Below are 17,778 nucleotides of genomic sequence, written 5' to 3'. Positions count from 1 at the left end.
AATCCTCAAATGCCAACGGCCCGGACAAGCCGGGCCGTTGGACGATGCCGCGTCTGGCGTCAGCCGATCAGGCGAACGGATCCTGCAGCACCATCGTGTGGTCACGATCCGGGCCGGTGGAGACGATCGAGATCGGGCAGCCGGCCAGTTCTTCCAGCGCGCGCAGGTAGGCACGCGCGGCCACCGGCAGCTTGTCCCACTCGGTGATGCCGTGGGTGTTTTCGGTCCAGCCCGGGAACTCCAGGTACACCGGGGTGCACTCTTCCCAGCCCTGCGCGTCCAGCGGGGCGTATTCGGTACGCTTGCCGCGGTATTCGTAGGCGATGCAGACCTTGAGCTTTTCCATGCCGTCGAGCACGTCGAGCTTGGTGATGCACAGGCCGGAGATGCCGTTGATGGCCACCGCACGCTTGAGCGCGACGATGTCCATCCAGCCGCAACGGCGCGGGCGGCCGGTGGAAGCACCGTACTCGGCACCGCGGTCGCGGATGCCCTGGCCCACTGCGTCATCCAGCTCGGTCGGGAACGGGCCACCGCCCACGCGCGTGGCATAGGCCTTGGCGATGCCCAGCACGTAGTCGATCGCATCGGCGCCCACGCCGGTGCCGGCCAGTGCGCCGCCGACGGTGGTGTTGGAGCTGGTGACGTACGGATAGGTGCCGTGGTCGATGTCCAGCAACGCGCCCTGCGCGCCTTCGAACAGCACGCGCTTACCCTGCTTGCGCAGGTCGTGCAGGATGCCGGCCACGTCCGACTTCATCGGCTGCACGTAGTCGCCGAAGGCCAGCGCTTCGTCGAAGGTCTTCTGGAAGTCCACCGCTTCCACGCCCAGGTACTTGGTCAGCACGAAGTTGTGGTAATCCAGCGCGGTGCGCAGCAGCTCTTCCAGCTGCGGCGGGTAATGCAGGTCGGCGATGCGGATACCGCGGCGGGCGACCTTGTCTTCGTAAGCCGGGCCGATACCGCGGCCGGTGGTGCCGATGGCCTTGCCGCCGGCGGCCTTCTCGCGCGCCTGATCCAGGGCGATGTGGTACGGCATGATCAACGGCGCGGCCGGGGAGATCTTCAGGCGCGAGCGCACTTCCACGCCGGCACCTTCCAGCTCGCTGATTTCCTTGATCAGCGCGGCCGGGGAGATCACCACGCCATTGCCGATCAGGCACAGCGCGTCGTCGCGCAGGATGCCGGACGGAATCAGATGCAAGACGGTCTTCTTGCCGTTGATGACGAGCGTGTGGCCGGCATTGTGGCCACCCTGGAAGCGGACCACCGCACCGATCTCTTCGGTAAGCAGATCGACGATCTTGCCTTTGCCTTCATCGCCCCACTGGGCACCGAGCACGACAACTGACTGACCCATGACGGGTGAACTCCTGAGTTTTGCTGCGGCCATCGGGGCCGCGGGATGGGACCGGTTCACGGCTGGCGGCGCCGCCTGGCGCGCGGCTCCATCGGGGAGCGTTGCAGCGGCGCGTGAAGCCCTGACACGGAAAAAGCCGAACGAGGTGCCCTGTGTGAGCGTGCCCGGCCGGCTTTTGTGCATTATCCGGGTTTCCGGTGACGTGCACTACCCCTGGCGGCCGGCGGATCGGGGGCGGGTCAGATTGCGGCTGGCCGTCGGTTACGCGGTGCTCCGAGCGCTGCGGGCCCCTAGCCCGTGGCGACAATCTCAATGGCTCGTAGGAGCGCACCAGGGCGCGACCGGCATTCCCGGTAACGCCGTCGCGCCCAGGTGCGCTCCTACGCTGCCCGCTGCAGTCGGAATGGACCACCCACTCAGTGACGCACCACCCACAGCGCGATCGCGCCCAGCACCAACGTCACACCACCAATCGCACGCAGTTGCGCGGTGGGCAGACTGAACAGTTGCTCGACCATGCGCTTCCAGGCGGTGGGCGCGGCAAACAGCAGCAGGCCTTCGATGACGGCGATCAGGCATAACGCGGACAGAAATTCATGCATCAGCAACACCAGGACGTGGGGAACTGCAGTGTGCCGCGTCAGCGCCCTCCACGCGCCCCGCGTAGGAGCGCACCCGGGCGCGACAGGCATTTCCGGTAGAGCCGGTCGCGCCCGGGTGCGCTCCTACGCGGCAACGTGGCGAGCCTAGTCAAACCGGCAGACCACCCAAAGCACCATCGCCCGATCCACGACAGGCGCCCCCGACAAACCCACCCGTAGGAGCGCACCCGGGCGCGACAGGCATTCCCGATAAAGCCGGTCGCGCCCAGGTGCGCTCCTACGCGGCGGCGCGCGGCAAACGGTGGGCATGCACTAGGCCTTGCTCGCGGCTCGACGCTCAGAGCCAGATCGCGTCCCAGAACGGATAATCACCGATGTGGGTGACCAGCCCGGCCCGGAGCGGATTGGCGATGAGGTAGCGCGCGGCTGCGTGCAGGTCGTCGTCTTTGCGCAACGCGTGGTCGTGGTAGCTGCGGCTCCAGACCGGTGCGTGATGCTGCCGCTGATCGTTCACCGAACGCGCTGCGAACGCTTTCATCCGGGACACGGCGTCGGCCAACGCGGTGATGCTCCCCAGCTGCAACAGCCAATGTGCATGATCCGGCATCAACACCCAGGCCAGCAGCCTGGCATCGCAAGGCGTTGCTGCGGTGAATGCCCGGCAGGCGGTTGCTGCAAGCAGAAAATCTGCGAACACGGCACGACGCTGCCATGTCGTGGTGGTCAGCAGGTAAACGCTGTTAGGCGAAGACTGCCTGCCGCGGCGCAGCGCGCGATGCCCTGGAGAGTTGGTGTTGGCCATGGCGCGATGCTGGCGGTCTTGGACCACGCGGGATATCGGCGGTTGCCGCGTTCTGCGCTAGGGGAATCCATATGGCGACTGACTATCAACGGCAATCAGCGGGGTCCGCCGGTAAGGCCCGTCGCGCCCGGGTGCGCTCCTACCGGGCCGAGTCTAGTCAACACGACGAGAGAGGCGCTCCAGGCAGCTGCGTATTCCGGAAATACCCATGGCATCACAGTGCACGAAGCGCCATGCGCCCGATTCATTGGCCGACACGCGCCCTGCGTAGGAGCGCACCTGGGCGCGATTGCCTTACCGGGCATGCCCGTCGCGCCCCGGTGCGCTCCTACCGGGCCGAGTCTAGTCAACACTACGGGAGAGGCGCTCTAGGCAGTTGGATTCCAGACGTGACCATCAGCATCGCAGTGCACGAAGCGCCGTGCGCCCGATCCATCGGCTGACGCACGCCCTGCGTAGGAGCGCACCTGGGCGCGATCGCCTTACCGGGCATGCCCGTCGCGCCCGGGTGCGCTCCTACGGTGGGGGGGGGGACGGCAGTGACAGGCACATACGAAAACGCCCGCATTCCGCGGGCGTTGTCGATTCAGCGCAGAGCGATCAACGATCGCTCTTGAGGTACTGCAGGAACGGGTCGTTCTTGTCCAGCACCACCACGCCGTTGCCGTCGGTCATGGAGCCGCGGTACGCCTCCAGGCTGCGATAGAACGCGTAGAACGACGGATCCTTGGCACCGGCCTGGCCGTAGATGCGGGCGGCGTCGGCGTCGCCTTCGCCGCGCAGCTTCTGCGCATCGCGCTCGGCGTCGGCCACGATCACGGTGGACTCGCGGTCGGCCTGGGCGCGGATGGTCAGGGCCTGCTCCTCGCCTTCGGCGCGCAGCTTGCTGGCTTCCTGCTTGCGCTGGGCGCGCATGCGCTCGTAGACGTCGGTGATCACCTGGCTGTCGGTCGGCAGGTCGATCTGCTTGATGCGCAGGTCGGTGATCTGCATGCCCAGGCCCTTGATCGCGCCGTTGATGCCCTTGAGCTGGTTGGCGATCAACTCGCTGCGGTCGCCGGAGACCAGCTGCTGCAAGGTGCGCGAGTTGATCTGGTTACGCAGCGAATCGGTGATGATCGGGGCCAGGCGCGAATTGGCGACCGACTCCTCACCACCGGTGGCGCGATAGAACGCACGCACATCAGAGATGTAGCCGATGGCGAAGAAGTCCACGCTGACGTCTTTCTGCTCGGCGGTGAAGTAGCGCGCCGGGGCGGTGTCCAGCACCTGGAAGCGGCGGTCGAACACGCGCACCGACTCCACCACCGGGATCTTGAAGTGCAGGCCGGGCTTGAGGTCGGCTCGCACTACACGGCCCAGGTTGAGCACCATGGCGGTCTGGTCCTCGCGCACCACGAACACTGAGCCCATCAGGGTCAGCAACACGGCGACGACCAGGCCGATGACTAGCGAATTCTTCATTATTCGGTTCCCTCACGGCCGGTCGGGCGCGGGCCGCGCTCCGGATTGCGGATGCCCTCGCTGCCGCCACTGGTTTGCGGCGGATTCAACAGCACATCCTGCGGCACCATCGACGGCATGCTGCCGTTGCCCGCAGCACCGCTGTTGCTGGCGGACTTGCTGGCGTCGGCCGGCAGCGGCACATAGATGACCTGGCGGCCATCGCTGCCGATCACCTTGCGGTTCTCCGACAGCACCTTCTGCACGGTTTCCAGCCACAGGCGCTTGCGCGTGACCTCGGGAGCGTTGGCGTACTGCTCCTGCAACAGCGTGAAGCGATCGGCGTCGCCCTCGGCCTTGGAGATCACCGCCTGCTTGTAGCCTTCGGCGCCGGTCCGGGTACGCGCACCCTGGCCGCGTGCCTCGGGCACCACCTTGGCGGCGTAGGCCTGGGCTTCGTTGATCAGGCGCTCGCGCACCTGCTGGGCGCCGTTGACCTCGTCGAAGGCCGGCTTCACTTCTTCCGGCGGACGCGCGTCCGGCAGGGTCACACCGGTAACGGACAGACCCGTGTTGTAGGCATCCAGTGCCGCCTGCAGGCGGTCCTTGGAGGCGATGGCCAGCGGGCCGCGATTGTTGAGCACGGTATTGAGGTCGGAACGACCCACCTGCTCACGCACGGCGCTTTGCGCGGCCTGCTCCAGCACCAGGTCGGCATTGCGCGAACCGAACAGGTACTTGCGCGGATCGCTGATCTGGTACTGCACGTTGAGCGAGACGTTGACGATGTTCTCGTCGCGGGTCAGCACCGGCACCTGGTTGCTGAAGGTCTTGATCTCGGTGGCGTTGACCTTGCGCACCGACTCGACCGGCCAGGGCAGCTTGAAGTTGGGGCCGGGCTGCAGGATGCGCGAGAACTGGCCGAAGCGCAGCACCACGCCGCGCTGCTGCTCGCCGATGAGCTGGAAGCTGGAGAACAGCACCATCAGCACCACCGCGACCAGTATCCAGCGCCCCACGCCGCCATCGAACAGCTCCTTCAACGGTGCGGGCAGATTGCCCCAGCCACCACCGTTGCCACCACCGCGCGGGCCCCAGGACCTGCGACGGTTGGGGTCCGGGCCGTCTCCGCCCTTGTTGCCGGGTGTGTTCCAGGCCATGCACGCTCCATGATCGAGGGGCTGTGCGGGCCAGTCCCGCAGTGCCGCCGTGTTGTGTGATTCGATGATTCTACTAGATGGGGCAGACCGACCGTTTTGAAAGGCCCCGATTGGCGCATCCCGGTTTAGCCGCTGGGGTGGATCGGGCGGCGACGCATCGGGCGACAGCAGGGCCCGGTCCGGTCCAGGCGCGTGTCGACGCGGTCCCGGGGGCCGGAAAGGCGCGCATGTGATGACCTTTGCGTTGGGAGCAGGCAAGGCCGGAGGCGAGCGGCCTTCGATGCGCGTTGCGGCCGGTGACCGCGTGATGCGCGCGGGCGCGCGGCGCCTGCCGGTCTAGCGATTCCACGCTGCGCGAAGCTGGATCAAGCAGGCCTTCGTCGATCGCACCGGCTGCGGTCAACGCGTCGGCTTATCGCACTGCGGAGCGAACCCGCGCCCCGGTCGCACCTCGCCGGCGCGCTTAGACGGTCGGCGGTTCGTCTTTCTGGTTGAACACGCGCTCCATCACTTCCAGCAACTCGTCTTCGGAAAACGGCTTGGTGATGTAGGCGCGTGCGCCCTGGCGCATGCCCCACATGCGATCGGTGTCCTGGTCCTTGGTGGTCACCAGGATCACCGGGATGTGCTGGGTGGTCGGCTCGCGCTTGAGCGTGCGCGTGGCCTGGAAGCCGTTGAGGTTGGGCATCACCACATCCATCAGCACCAGATCCGGCAACGAGGACTTGGCCGCTTCCACGCCGGCGGCACCATCGGTTGCGGTGATGGTTTCGTGCCCCAGCTTCTCGACGATGCGCTGAATCCCCAGCAGCTGCGACGGCGAGTCGTCGACGATCAGAATGCGTGCCATGTGTTTCCCCTAGTGTGCGCGGCGAGTGTAGTGCGCCGGCCGCGCTTTCGGTAGCTAGGCCAGGCGGTGCGCCCGGCGATGCTGTTGCGAGGTGTTGATCCGGTGACACGTTGCCATTGTGCTGTGCAACGCGTACTACGTTGCACAGGGGCAACTGGATTCAACAACGTTGCAGAAGGCCGTTCGCCACCGCATCGCGTGCATGCTGCCCTGCCTTCAATCCCTCACCACAGGAGAGGCAATTGCTCCCTTCTCCCATCGGGAGAAGGTGGCACCTAGCGCCGGATGAGGGGACGGCGGCGATTCAACCGCGCAGATCGACGTCCACTGGCGCACCACCTGCCTGCCGAACCCTCACCTCATCCCCGCGTCGACCCCGCGCGGCCTACACCGATTCGCCGAACGCCTTGGCCAGGTTGCGGTAGGCCTTCTTCTGCACATCGTCGGTGGGGGCCGGGGCCAGGATTTCCAGCTCCACGATCTGGTCGCCCGGCGTGGTACCCGGCAGGCCGCGGCCGCGCAGGCGCAGCTTGCGCCCGGCGTCCGAGTCGGCCGGCACCTTCAACTCCACCGACCCGCCCAGGGTCGGCACGCTGATGGTGGTGCCCAGTGCCGCCTGCCAGGGCATGACCTGCAGGGTGTACAGAATGTTGCGCCCGTCCACCTCGAACTGGGGGTGCGCGGCGTATTCGATCTCCAGCAGCAGGTTGCCGCCGCCATTGCCCTGCCCGCTCAGGCGGATCACCTGGCCGGGCTGCACGCCCTTGGGCACGCGCACATCCAGCTGCTTGCCGTTGATGGTGATGCGCACGCTGTCGCCCGCATACACCGCTTCCAACGGCACCGCCAGCTTGGCGCGGGTATCCCCGCGCGCCTGCGGACCCGCGCCCGCACCAGGGCCGGCGCCCGGACCACGCGGACGGCCGCCGCGCTGGCCGGCGAACAGGCTTTCGAAGAAATCGCTGAAGCCGCCACCGGCGCCGCCGTTGCCGAACACTTCCTCGTAGTCGTAGCCCTGCCCACCGCCGTAGCTGGGCGGGGCCTGGAACTCGTCGCCCGGGCGGAAGCCCTGCGCCTTGAGCTGGTCGTAGGCCTTGCGCTTGGCCGGGTCGCGCAGCGCCTCGTAGGCTTCGTTGATCGCCTTGAACTTGTCTTCGGCGCCGGCCTCCTTGCTGACGTCGGGGTGGTACTTGCGCGCCAGCCGGCGGTAGGCGGTCTTGATCTCCGCGTCGCCCGCGCTGGGCTCCACGCCCAGCGTTGCGTAGTAATCCTTGAATTCCATCTAATCACCTCTGAAAAAAACGGCCCGCAGCCGAGGCCACGAGCCAGTCATATCGCAGCCGGGCGGGCAACCGCACCTATTCTACGGTGCGGTTGCCGCCGGGAAGCGAAGCATGCCGCTCCGCTCCAGGTTTTGCTGCCTTACTGCACCGTATTGCCGGCCGGGTCCTGGCCGTTGCCGACCTGGATGCGGCGCGGGGTGGCCGCCGGGCGCTTGGGGATGCGGATTTCCAGCACACCGTTGTGCCCGGTCGCGGTGATGCCGTCAGGGTCGGCACTGTCAGGCAGCGCGAAGCGGCGGTGGAAACTGCCGTAGCGGCGCTCGATGCGCGAGAAGCGCTCGGTCTCGGTGCTGGACTCGCCCTTGCGCTCGCCCTTGATCGACAGGATGCCCTTGTCCATCTGCACCTCGATCTGGCCGGGGTCGATGCCCGGCAGGTCGGCATACAGCACGAAGTGGTTGGCCTCTTCCTTGATGTCCACGCGCGGCACCCACTGCGCGGTCACCACCGCCGATTCGTCGGTGTCGCCGTTCTGCTCGAAGAAGCGGTCGAACACGTGCTTGATCTCGTTTTGCAGCGCATGGGTGGGCCACTGGGGATAACGAACGATGTTCATTGCGAGCCTCCAAAAGGTTGGGTGAGGGGCCGGCTGCCGCGGCGTGCGCCGTTGCGCCGGCCATGTGCGTCAGATAGGCGTGCCGCTGCGGATTTCAAGCGCGTTGACGCGCTTTTCCCTCGCCCCTTTCTAGACTTCGTTCAGCCGCAGGAGCCCGCCCCATGACCATCCACGTTGGTGACCGCATTCCCGAAGTCGTGCTCAAGCGCCTGCGCGAGGGCATCGAGGCGGTGGACACCCACAGCCTGTTCGCCGGCCGCAAGGTGCTGCTGTTCGCGGTGCCGGGCGCCTTTACCCCGACCTGCTCGGCCAAGCACCTGCCGGGCTATGTGGAGCACTTCGACGCATTCCGCAAACGCGGCATCGAGGTGCTGTGCACCGCGGTCAACGACCCGTTCGTGATGCAGGCCTGGGGCCGCAGCCAGCTGATCCCAGACGGCCTGCACCTGCTGCCCGACGGCAACGCCGAACTGGCCCGCGCACTGGGCCTGGAGATCGACGCCAGCGGCTCGGGCATGGGCCTGCGCTCGCGCCGCTACGCGCTGTATGCCGACGACGCCGTGGTCAAGGCTTTGTTCGTCGAAGAACCCGGCGAATTCAAGGTGTCCGCCGCCGATTACGTACTGCAGCACCTGCCCGATTGATGCATTGATTCCCCCCAACCACTCAGAAGGAAACCGGCCAGCCATGTCTAACCAGCCAGCCAAGCAACTCCCCGACGGCATCACCGATACCGCCACCTTGCGCAGCCGCGCACGCCAGAGCATCGAAGACGGTGCTATCACCGAGAGCTACCACGCCGACCGCGAGGCGGTGATCGAGCTGCTCAACACCGCACTGGCCACCGAATACGTGTGCACCCTGCGGTATTACCGCCACTATTTCATGGCCAAGGGCATGCTTGCCGACGCGGTCAAGGGCGAGTTCCTGGAGCATGCGCAGCAGGAACAGGCGCACGCGCACAGGCTCGCCGAGCGCATCGTGCAGCTGGGCGGCGAACCGGACCTCAACCCGGACACGCTGACCAAGCGCTCGCATGCCGAATACAAGGAAGGCAGCGACCTGCGCGACATGGTCAAGGAAAACCTGATCGCCGAGCGCATCGCCATTGATAGCTACCGCGAGATGATCGATTTCATCGGCGACAAGGACACCACCACCAAGCGCATCCTGGAAGACATCCTGGCCCAGGAAGAAGAGCACGCCGACGAGTTCGCCGACCTGCTGGAAGGCTGGATCGGCGAGTGAGCTGAGTCTTGCAACGGAGCGATGTGTTGTGATCGATGATCGGCATCGACATTCACACTGAAGTTGAAAGTTGAAATCGACTCGATGATTTAAGCAGACAGGGCGCCTTGAGCGCCCTGTCTGTTTTTTTGTCATTGGAGGGTGTGTGGTTGCCTGCTGCCGTAGGAGCGCACCCGGGCGCGACGTGGCATTCCCTGTAACGCCCCATCGCGCCCGGGTGCGCTCCTACGGGTGCGTGCACGCTGGTCGGGCGGAGCACGTGCGCGGTCAGCGCAATACGCGAAAGCGCAGCTGCGTCCATGCACCGTCGCTGGCCATTGCGGTGAGCGTATGCGTGCCGACCTCAGCAAATTCGCGCTGAAATCCCTGGCGTCCGTTGGTCTGTGCGATCCAGCGGCCATCCAGCAACCAGTCGATGCGCGCGTCGCTGCCCAGGGCACGCAGTTGCAGGCGCACCGGATGCGAGGTGGCGTTGGCACGCGCCAGCGTGGCGCGATCGCTCAGCCCGTCGATACGCAGCACGCCGCCACCGGTCATGCGCCCATCGGGCAGACAGTCCGCCGCAAGTGGCGGCAGTTGCGCAGCATTGCGCTCGGCGGCGCTGAGCCAGGGCGAGACCAATGCCGGCCAGCGCGCCACTGCATGCGGCACGCGCTCATGCGCCTGGCTGCATTCCTGCGACAGCCGCTGGCCACTGCGCGCATCCACATCGAAATGCAGCTGCCCGCTTTGCCATAGCCGCGCATCGCGCTCGGCAAAGGTGGGCGGTACTGCGCCATCGAGCACGTAGGCGTCGGCGCGGCGTGCGCATTGCGCCGGTGGTGTCTGATCGGCGGCGCCGCCGAGCGGCCAGCAGATGTCCAGCGCCTGCACGGTGGCCGGCATCGGCACCGGCGCGCTATCGCCGGCGCTGCGCGGCAAGGCATCGATGACTTCGAACATCAGCGGCAGTGCGGTGACGGCGCCGTACTGGCCCGGCAGCGGCGTACCGTCCGGACGCCCCACCCACACCCCGACCGTGTAGCGACGCGTGCCGCCGATCGCCCAGGCATCGCGGTAGCCGTAGCTGGTGCCGGTCTTCCAGGCCACGCCCGGGCGCGTGGCGGTGTCGAAGGTGCCGCTGCCGTACCCGGGGCGCGGATTGCTTTGCAGGATCTCGCGCACGATCCAGGCCGCACCCGGCGACATCAGCCGGCGCTCGATGCGCGGATCGTCCGGCGTATAGCGCACGCGCCCGGCGATGCCGCCGCGATTGAGCGCCGCAAATGCACCGACCAGTTCCTGCAATTGCGCGCCCGTGCCACCCAGGATCAATGCCAGATTGGGCACGCTGCCGTGCGCAAAGCGCAGCTCGATCCCGGCATTGGACAGCCGCGCAGCAAACCGCGCCGGGCCGATCCGGTCGAGCAGGTCCACCGCCGGCACGTTCAGCGACAACCGCAACGCCGTCGCCGCGCTCACCGGCCCATTGAAGGCCGCATCGAAATTGCCGGGCCGGTAGCTGCCAAAACTCTGCGGCGCATCCACCAACAGGCTTTCGGAGTGGATCAACCCATCGTCCAGCGCCATGCCATACAGGAACGGTTTGAGCGTGGAACCGGGCGAGCGCCAGGCCTGCACCATGTCCACATGCCCCAGCCGCTTGCGATCGCCGAAGCTGGCCGAGCCCACGTATGCGCGCGCTTCCATGGTGGCGTTGTCCACCACCAGCAATGCCGCAGAGGTGCGCTCGGGCAGCTGCGAAAAGTATGTCGTGACGCGTTCTTCCAGGGTGCGCTGCAGCTCCACATCCAGCGTGGTCACGATGCGTGCCGCGCGCGGTTGCGCGCTGTGCAACCGCTGCGCGAGCAGCGCCGCATGCAACGGCGGTTTGAGCGAGCGCGTCACCACCGGCTCGATCCGCGCATCGTCCACCTGCGCGCGCGACCACACGCCCAGCTCCACCATGCGATCGAGCACCTTGTCGCGCGCGCGTTGCGCGGCCTCGGGATGGCGATCCGGGCGCAGGCGGCTGGGCGATTGCGGCAACACCGCCAGCAACGCAGCCTCGGCCTGCGACAAGGCCTTGGCCGGCTTGCCCAGGTACGCCCAGCTGGCCGCTTCCACGCCTTCGATGGTGCCGCCATAGGGCGCGCGCTCCAGATACAGCGTCAGAATCTCGCGCTTGCTCAGGTGCGCTTCCAGCTGCAGCGCGCGCAGCAGCTGCTTGGCCTTGCCCCACGGCGTGCGCGTATGCGGGTCGAGGATGCGCGCCACCTGCATGGTCAGCGTCGAACCGCCGGAGACGATGCGCCCCTGCCCGATCCATTGCCCACCCGCACGCAGCAGGCCCCACGGATTGACCCCGGGATGGCGCCAGAACCAGCGGTCCTCGTAATTGAGCAGCGCCTGCAGATACAGCGGCGACACACTCTGCGGGCTGGCCGGATAACGCCACACCCCGTTGCGGTCGGCGAACGCACGCAGCGGCGTGCCATCGCGTGCCACCACCAGCGTGGAGGTGTCCCGTGATTTGGGCAGTGGCAGTGGGAAGGCCAGATCCAGCAGCAACACCGCAGACAACAGGGCCACGGCGCTCCAGCGTAGCCATGTCAACCAGCGCCGGCCACGCCGAGCAACGCCCTCCTTGCCAGCGACGCGTTCCTGCGTCTGGTCGATCCTTGCCTGCGCGTGCTGCTGCTCATCCATCCTGCCAAGGATGCAGGGCAAAACGCATTTCGGCCACCATCGCGCGCGGCAAGCTGCGGCGTTGAGCGATCAACGTGACTGCACGCTCCTGCTTGCGCGACGACAGCTGCGCTAGCCCACCACGTCCGCGTGCGGCGAGCGACGCGGCCTTACGAACAGCCGCAGCAGCCCCATCGCCAGGAATACCGCAGACAGGCGCAACGCAATGCCGAGCCAGCCGCTGGCCGCCGAATCGGAGACCGCAAAGACCGTCCAGCCCGCGTTGAGCGAGACATGCAACACCCAGCCGCTCCAGATCGTGTAGCCATCCTGCGCGTCCACGATGGCAAACAGCAGCGCACCGATACCGGTAACGGCGAAGATCAGCAACGCCTCGCCACCTCCACCGCCGGCCCCGAGCCAATGCACACCGCCAAACACAACCGCCTGCACCAGCGCCGCGATTGCCGGACGCCAGGCCAGCGCACGGCAGGCAAAGACGAAGCCGAAACCGCGAAACACGATTTCTTCCGCTAGCGGAAACAGCAGCGCCAACCAGAGCAGGCCAAGCAGATCGTCGGTGCCGACCGAGCTGGACTGCGTCCACAGTCCCAGCCAACACGGCAGTGTGGCCAGCAACGTCAGCGCCGGGCCGCGCAAGCCGTTCCAACGCAACCCCAGACGCGCCACGAGCTCGCCTGGCATGCCAGGACGCAGCAACGCCGCTGCGACGAGCACGAGCACTACGCTGAGCAGATTGTCGAGAATCCCACCGCCGTAAGGCACCGGAATTTTCGGGATTGGAAAACCAAGGGCCTTGGCCACATCACGCACCTGCAGCGCGACCAGCAGCACCAACAACCAGACGACATGCGGCGTGAGTCGGCGCAGGGATGTATCGAGCGGCATGCAGACGTCCTTGCGTGCAAACGAACGCTGACTATAACGGCAACATCGCCGCCGCAGTTCCACGGATCACATTGCGCGGCGACATCCGCTCCCGTCGCAGGCCAGCTGCATACGGTGATGCAACGCGGCGCTCACCGCTGCTCCAGCGACGCGCGATAGCGCAGCAAGGCTTCTGGCGCATCGGTCTGGATGATCGACACGCCCTCGCGGTACAGGCGGCCCCACACCTTGTCGGGATCGCGCTCGGCGTCGGCGTCGCCGCCGTAGCCGGCGATGAAGCCGTCCCACAGCGAGTTGACCATCAGCCGCACCTTGTGTGCCTTGCTCACTGCAACCAACGCCGGCAATTGCGCTGCCGACATCTTGGGCAGCTCGAACGCGACCGGATGCGCGTTGCGTGTCTGCGCAGTGGCGATCGCGGCCAGGTCGGCAGTGCCATGGGCGTTGATCAGGATCGGGAAGAAATACACCTTGTCGAACGGCAGCATCGCCGCCAGAGGCGGCGTGGCGATGCCGGCTTCGGCCTTGACGATTACCTGGTGCTGCATGCCGGCACGGGCAACCGCGTCGACCACCTGCACGTAAATCGCATCCTTGACGTCCAGGTTGAGCAGGATGTGGCCCTTAGACCTGGCCAGCATCTGCTCGAGCGTGACCAGGCGTTCGTCGGTCAGCGGCGCCTGCGCGCCACCTTCGTCGCTGCGCAGCCGCAATTTTTGCAGGTCGGCCAAGGTCAGCTCGGACAGCTTGCCGGTGCCGTCGGTGGTGCGGTCCACGGTGGCGTCGTGCAGCATCACCAGGGTGCCGTCGGCGGCGCGCCGCACATCGGTCTCCATCACGTCGGCACCGATGGCGATGCAGCGCTCCAGCGCGGCCAGCGAGTTCTCCGGTGCGCTGTCCTTGAAACCATGATCAGGCGCCGGCGCGTGGCAACCGCGATGAGCCACCACCACGATGCCGCCGGCAGGATTGGTCAGCCGGGCCTGGATTGCGGCCACGCCGGTGGGCGCCGCGCTCGCATGGGTGGCCAGTGCCGCGCACAGCATGACCGCGACGGTGGCGGCAGTACGTAAGGTCATCGAACAACTCCGCTTGAAGGGATTAACAGAACTATTGCGTGTCGGTCAGGTAGGCGCGGCGGGTACTCAGCATGGCGCCCTGCCAGGTGCACATCCTGATTTCCACGCACCGCGCGCACTTGCCCGAGCTCTGCTCGCCATGCCAGCTTCGCCGCGCCTAGAACGTCGGCGTAAAGCGCAGACCGAACCAATACGTCGTGGGTACCGAATAACTGTCCTTGAGCAGGTTCTGCCCGGGGCCGGTCACGCTGGTGATGCGGCTGTGGGTGAGGTTGCTGACCTGGCCGATCAGGCTGAGCTGTTTGCTGATCGCATAGGTCGCGGTGAAATCCAGCTGCGAACGCGGCGACCAATACAGGTCCTGCCAGTCGATATTGCTGACGATGGCACCCAAGGCCTTGCCCTGACGATTGTAGGCCGCGCGCAGCTCCAGCCCGCCGCTGTTGTAGAACAGCGTGGCATTGGCGGTGTAGTCGGGCTGCCCGACCAGGTTGTCGAGCTTGCGCTCGCGCTGGCTCATATTGCTGCCGCTGCCAACGCTGTAGGGCACATCCAGGCTGCCATCGAGCACCGCAAAGTTTGCACTGAAACCGACCCCACTCAGCCACGGCGCGATCGGCGCCAAGGTGTTGACGATGCCGTTGAACTCCACCCCGCGGATACGCGCCTTGGCGGCATTGGCCGGCGTGCTGATCAACGCGTTGGCGTAGGTGGTGCCGTCGAACGTGAAGCTGTCGGTGCGCGACAGCGTAAAGATCTCGTCCTGGATGCGCTTGTCGAACACGGCCGTGGACGCGAACGCGTCGAAATCGCCGGGCAGGCGCCATTCCAGCGACAGATCCAGGTTATTGGACACGCGCGGCTTGATGTCCGGGTTGCCGATGGTGACGGTGACGCCTTGCGCATTCGGGTTGCCGGCATCGGCCGTGTTGACGAAGCCGATCGAGGTGCGCGCCGCGTACGCATCGTATGGCGGGCGGCCGAGCGTACGGCTTGCGCCGGCGCGCAGGTCCAATGCATCTGTCAGGTGGTAGGTCATGATGGCCGAGGGCAGCAGATAGTGGTAATCGGCACTGGTCGGGTTATCGACATACACATAGCGGTTGGTCGCGGCATCCAGCTGCCGCTGGCGGCCGACCGTATCGAGCCTGGTGCTGTCGAAATGCAGACCGCCCTGCACATTGAAACGCTCGCTGCGATAGCTGACCAGACCATAGCTGCCGAAGGTCTTTTCGGTATGGGTGAAGTTGTCCTGATTGCTGAAGGCCTGCTGGTCGGTGCTGTTGAACGCGCTCAACGGCGTTGCAACCAATGCGCGATTGGCCTTGTCTGGATCGATGGTGATCAGGTTCAGGCCGGCGTAGCGCATCGGCGCCCGGCCGGTACCCGCCACATCGGCCAGGCCAAACGCCGGCGCACTGGTATTGGGCTGATATTCGACGCGATAGATGTCGTAGGACGGTTTGTCGGTGGTGTACGACACGCCCGCGGCAAAGCCGATGCCCTGATCGCTCTCGCCTTGGTTGAAACCGTAATCCAGCCGGCCGGTGAGGATGCGATCGGCCGCGGTGCGTTTGTAGTCCGGGCGCCAGTACGACAGGCTGTAGTTGCCCAGATCGTTGTAGGCCTGCGGCGACACCCCGAAGCGCTGATCGAAGCCGGAGGTGTCGTAGTTGAATGCGTAGTTGGGCGTGGCATTGATGGTCACACCGCTGCCGGTCTGGCCCACCGGTACCGGCGCGGCGCGGGTGATGCCGGTGGCGTACTTGATCATGCGGATCGGCTCGTCGTAGGTCGCATCCGACCACGCGCCGCGCGCGGAGAACTGTTGCCGATCGGTGGGCCGCCAGATCGTGCCCAGCTGCGCGACCTTGGTGCGCGTGGTGACGATCTGGTTCGAGTAACCCACCTCGATGTCGCCGCCGGGATAGCTGCCGGAGCTGGCGGTCTGATTGAACACCTGGCCACGGTTGCGCGGGTCGATGATGACCTCGTTGCGCTCCATGTTGTCCTTGAAATAGTAGTAGCCGGCCGTTGCATAGGCTTCCAGCGCGGCACTGGGATGCACTTCGAACTTGCCGGTGACGCCATAGCGGTCGCGCTGGTTCTGCACGTACCAGTACTTGTCCTGCTGCGGCACCGCCCAGCCATTGCCGAGATTGGCACCGGTCTGCAGCGCGCCGTTGTTGTCGTAGAACCCGTAATGCACCGTGTCGGTGGTCATATGGGTTTCGGTGTAGCTGCTCAGCGTCTGGTAGTTGGCCGACAGGGTGACCCCGTACTGCTGCTCGCTGCCGAAGGTACGGCTGCCGGTGGCGTTCAGGCGATAGCCGGGGTCGTCCTGGTCGCGCGGCTTGCCGACATCGTTGGCGTGGCCCAGCGCCGCTTCGGCACTGAAGAAGGGCTTGCCGCCGTTTTCGAAGGCGCTGCGCGTCTTGAGGTTGATCGCCCCGCCCGTTGCGTTGGGGTCTAGGTCGGGCGTGAAGGTCTTGACCACCTGCAGTTCGCTGACCATCGATGCCGGCAGCAGGTCCAGACGCACGCCGCGGGTGATCGAGCCAAGCGTGCCGTTCGGCGTGCCGGGCGAGGCAATGGTCAGCCCATCGATGGTGACGTTGTTGTAGGACGGGCCCAGGCCGCGCAAGACCGGTGTGGCGGCCTCGTCGCGCGGATGCTCGTTGTCGGTGGCCGGCAATACCGACAGGCCGGGCACGCGGCGCAGCGCTTCGACGATGGTGCTGTCGGGCAAGGCACGCACATCGGTGGCGCTGATCACATCGGTGATATTAGTTGCCGCGCGCTTGCTTTCCACCGCGGCAGCATTGGCACGGCGCACGCCGGTGACCTGCATGGCATCGAGGGTCTGCACGCCGGTTTTGGTGGGGGTGGCCGGTGCGTCGCTAGTGGATGCCTCGCCTGGTGCCGATGCAGGCAAGGTGGGCGATGCAGGCGACGTGGACGATGCAGGGGATGCAGGGGATGCAGGGGATGCAGGGGATGCAGGGTCTATGGAATCAGCGGATGCATCTGCTGGCAATGGAGAACGTTGCCTTGCAGTCGCAACTTCAGCCTCAGGCGTGGATGCCTCGTCATTATTAGCTGTAGGTGCAGCTGTAGTTGTAGCTGCGCTCGCTGATGCGCCCGCGGTCGCGGTCATGGTCGCAGCAGACATTTGAGCGGAGGCATCGGCTGCAATAGCCGCCCACTCGTGGGCGCATGCCTGCGGAGCTGGCGAACACGCCGCAATGGCAACGGCGAGAACGGACAAGTGCAAACGGTAAGAATCGGAGCGCTGCATGGAATCCCGAGATCGCGCAGCGGGAATGCCGCGCCTGTGAGAAAGCACGCCACCGTAGCCAGCAAAAATGACCCCTGCATGTTGCTGGCATCGCATCGAAAAGACAGTGCGCAGCGATGTCGCCGTAAGCGAAGAAGCGCTGGCGCAGGAGCGCGCCTGCGCGCGATGAGGCTTTCCCGGTGATGCCCAATCGCGCGCAAACGCGCTCCTACGGCAGCCAGATTGCATCCCAGAATGGATAGTCGCCGACCCGCTCGACCAGTCCGGCGCGTAGCGGGTTGGCGATAAGGTAACGAGCCGCGAGGCGCAGATCGTCTTTCCCAACGATCCTTGCGTGTCGCTTACATCGCATCGAAAAGACAGTGCGCAGCGATGCCGCCGTAAGCGAAGAAGCGCTGACGTAGGAGCGCGCTCGCGCGCGATGGGGCGTTACCGGTAACGCCCCATCGCGCGCGAGCGCG

The 17,778-nt window shown here is 66.1% G+C and carries 14 protein-coding genes and 1 pseudogene; 2 read left to right on the top strand and 13 right to left on the bottom strand.

Translation table 11 applies throughout. From position 1 onward, the window contains the following. Positions 1 to 67: 67 nt before the first annotated feature. The 8 genes from ABQ137_RS06040 to ABQ137_RS06005 form a co-directional block, all read right to left on the bottom strand. A complete protein-coding gene (locus tag ABQ137_RS06040) occupies positions 68 to 1,360 on the bottom strand; it encodes an adenylosuccinate synthase (RefSeq protein WP_046341959.1) in 1,293 nt (430 codons plus the stop codon). Positions 1,361 to 1,776: 416 nt separating this feature from the next. Then, on the bottom strand, positions 1,777 to 1,962 hold the full coding sequence (locus ABQ137_RS06035) for a DUF2065 domain-containing protein (protein WP_039510765.1): 186 nt from the start codon (positions 1,960 to 1,962) through the stop codon (positions 1,777 to 1,779). A 337-nt stretch (positions 1,963 to 2,299) separates the two neighbouring features. Then, positions 2,300 to 2,764 carry an REP-associated tyrosine transposase gene (locus ABQ137_RS06030; protein WP_349781569.1) on the bottom strand — a complete coding sequence of 155 codons (465 nt, stop codon included), beginning with the start codon at positions 2,762 to 2,764 and terminating at the stop codon, positions 2,300 to 2,302. A gap of 600 nt (positions 2,765 to 3,364) precedes the next feature. Next, positions 3,365 to 4,228: a protease modulator HflC gene (hflC, locus tag ABQ137_RS06025; RefSeq protein WP_024938601.1), complete on the bottom strand. Its 864-nt coding sequence runs from the start codon at positions 4,226 to 4,228 to the stop codon at positions 3,365 to 3,367. Next, positions 4,228 to 5,367: an FtsH protease activity modulator HflK gene (gene hflK / locus ABQ137_RS06020; RefSeq protein ID WP_046341957.1), complete on the bottom strand. Its 1,140-nt coding sequence runs from the start codon at positions 5,365 to 5,367 to the stop codon at positions 4,228 to 4,230. Before hflK ends, hflC begins: the two co-directional genes overlap by 1 nt. Positions 5,368 to 5,830: 463 nt before the next feature. Further along, positions 5,831 to 6,217: a twitching motility response regulator PilH gene (gene pilH / locus ABQ137_RS06015; RefSeq protein WP_024938599.1), complete on the bottom strand. Its 387-nt coding sequence runs from the start codon at positions 6,215 to 6,217 to the stop codon at positions 5,831 to 5,833. 385 nt (positions 6,218 to 6,602) lie between these two features. After that, positions 6,603 to 7,499, bottom strand: coding sequence for a DnaJ C-terminal domain-containing protein (locus ABQ137_RS06010; protein WP_349781568.1), 897 nt, complete (start codon positions 7,497 to 7,499; stop codon positions 6,603 to 6,605). A 140-nt stretch (positions 7,500 to 7,639) separates the two neighbouring features. Further along, positions 7,640 to 8,116, bottom strand: coding sequence for an Hsp20/alpha crystallin family protein (locus ABQ137_RS06005; protein WP_016903925.1), 477 nt, complete (start codon positions 8,114 to 8,116; stop codon positions 7,640 to 7,642). A gap of 161 nt (positions 8,117 to 8,277) precedes the next feature. On the opposite strand from ABQ137_RS06005, the gene ABQ137_RS06000 reads away from it, so the two are divergent. Beyond that, positions 8,278 to 8,760, top strand: coding sequence for a peroxiredoxin (locus tag ABQ137_RS06000; protein ID WP_016903926.1), 483 nt, complete (start codon positions 8,278 to 8,280; stop codon positions 8,758 to 8,760). Positions 8,761 to 8,803: 43 nt separating this feature from the next. Beyond that, positions 8,804 to 9,364, top strand: coding sequence for a ferritin-like domain-containing protein (locus ABQ137_RS05995; protein ID WP_024938597.1), 561 nt, complete (start codon positions 8,804 to 8,806; stop codon positions 9,362 to 9,364). Between the two features lie 267 nt (positions 9,365 to 9,631). On the opposite strand, the gene pbpC is transcribed toward ABQ137_RS05995, so the two are convergent. The 5 genes and pseudogenes from pbpC to ABQ137_RS05970 form a co-directional block, all read right to left on the bottom strand. Continuing rightward, positions 9,632 to 12,052, bottom strand: coding sequence for a penicillin-binding protein 1C (gene pbpC / locus ABQ137_RS05990; protein ID WP_349781566.1), 2,421 nt, complete (start codon positions 12,050 to 12,052; stop codon positions 9,632 to 9,634). 111 nt (positions 12,053 to 12,163) lie between these two features. Further along, the gene (locus ABQ137_RS05985) at positions 12,164 to 12,940 is read right to left on the bottom strand and encodes a CPBP family glutamic-type intramembrane protease (RefSeq protein WP_349782335.1); all 777 of its coding nucleotides are present in this window, start codon (positions 12,938 to 12,940) and stop codon (positions 12,164 to 12,166) included. A 131-nt stretch (positions 12,941 to 13,071) separates the two neighbouring features. Further along, positions 13,072 to 14,019 (bottom strand): glycerophosphodiester phosphodiesterase family protein, encoded by a 948-nt coding sequence (locus ABQ137_RS05980; protein WP_349781564.1) that lies wholly within the window; start codon positions 14,017 to 14,019, stop codon positions 13,072 to 13,074. 157 nt (positions 14,020 to 14,176) lie between these two features. Continuing rightward, positions 14,177 to 17,317: a TonB-dependent receptor gene (locus tag ABQ137_RS05975; protein WP_349781562.1), complete on the bottom strand. Its 3,141-nt coding sequence runs from the start codon at positions 17,315 to 17,317 to the stop codon at positions 14,177 to 14,179. 208 nt (positions 17,318 to 17,525) lie between these two features. Then, a pseudogene (locus ABQ137_RS05970) lies at positions 17,526 to 17,778 on the bottom strand (REP-associated tyrosine transposase); the annotation flags it as partial.

The organism is Xanthomonas sp. WHRI 8393, from assembly GCF_040203315.1.
In the GTDB taxonomy this organism is placed as follows: Bacteria; Pseudomonadota; Gammaproteobacteria; order Xanthomonadales; family Xanthomonadaceae; genus Xanthomonas; species Xanthomonas arboricola.
The sequence above is the reverse complement of the archived record's forward strand: the minus strand, read 5'-3'. Positions and strand labels throughout refer to the sequence as shown.

Bases quoted from the DNA above. Each gene is read 5' to 3' on its own strand.
- ABQ137_RS05985 (WP_349782335.1), bottom strand. From the start codon at position 12,940: ATGCCGCTCGATACATCCCTGCGCCGACTCACGCCGCATGTCGTCTGG.
- hflC (WP_024938601.1), bottom strand. From the start codon at position 4,228: ATGAAGAATTCGCTAGTCATCGGCCTGGTCGTCGCCGTGTTGCTGACC.
- ABQ137_RS05980 (WP_349781564.1), bottom strand. From the start codon at position 14,019: ATGACCTTACGTACTGCCGCCACCGTCGCGGTCATGCTGTGCGCGGCA.
- ABQ137_RS06005 (WP_016903925.1), bottom strand. From the start codon at position 8,116: ATGAACATCGTTCGTTATCCCCAGTGGCCCACCCATGCGCTGCAAAAC.
- ABQ137_RS06030 (WP_349781569.1), bottom strand. From the start codon at position 2,764: ATGGCCAACACCAACTCTCCAGGGCATCGCGCGCTGCGCCGCGGCAGG.
- hflK (WP_046341957.1), bottom strand. From the start codon at position 5,367: ATGGCCTGGAACACACCCGGCAACAAGGGCGGAGACGGCCCGGACCCC.
- ABQ137_RS06010 (WP_349781568.1), bottom strand. From the start codon at position 7,499: ATGGAATTCAAGGATTACTACGCAACGCTGGGCGTGGAGCCCAGCGCG.
- ABQ137_RS06035 (WP_039510765.1), bottom strand. From the start codon at position 1,962: ATGCATGAATTTCTGTCCGCGTTATGCCTGATCGCCGTCATCGAAGGC.
- ABQ137_RS05995 (WP_024938597.1), top strand. From the start codon at position 8,804: ATGTCTAACCAGCCAGCCAAGCAACTCCCCGACGGCATCACCGATACC.
- ABQ137_RS06040 (WP_046341959.1), bottom strand. From the start codon at position 1,360: ATGGGTCAGTCAGTTGTCGTGCTCGGTGCCCAGTGGGGCGATGAAGGC.
- ABQ137_RS05975 (WP_349781562.1), bottom strand. From the start codon at position 17,317: ATGCAGCGCTCCGATTCTTACCGTTTGCACTTGTCCGTTCTCGCCGTT.
- ABQ137_RS06000 (WP_016903926.1), top strand. From the start codon at position 8,278: ATGACCATCCACGTTGGTGACCGCATTCCCGAAGTCGTGCTCAAGCGC.
- pbpC (WP_349781566.1), bottom strand. From the start codon at position 12,052: ATGGATGAGCAGCAGCACGCGCAGGCAAGGATCGACCAGACGCAGGAA.
- pilH (WP_024938599.1), bottom strand. From the start codon at position 6,217: ATGGCACGCATTCTGATCGTCGACGACTCGCCGTCGCAGCTGCTGGGG.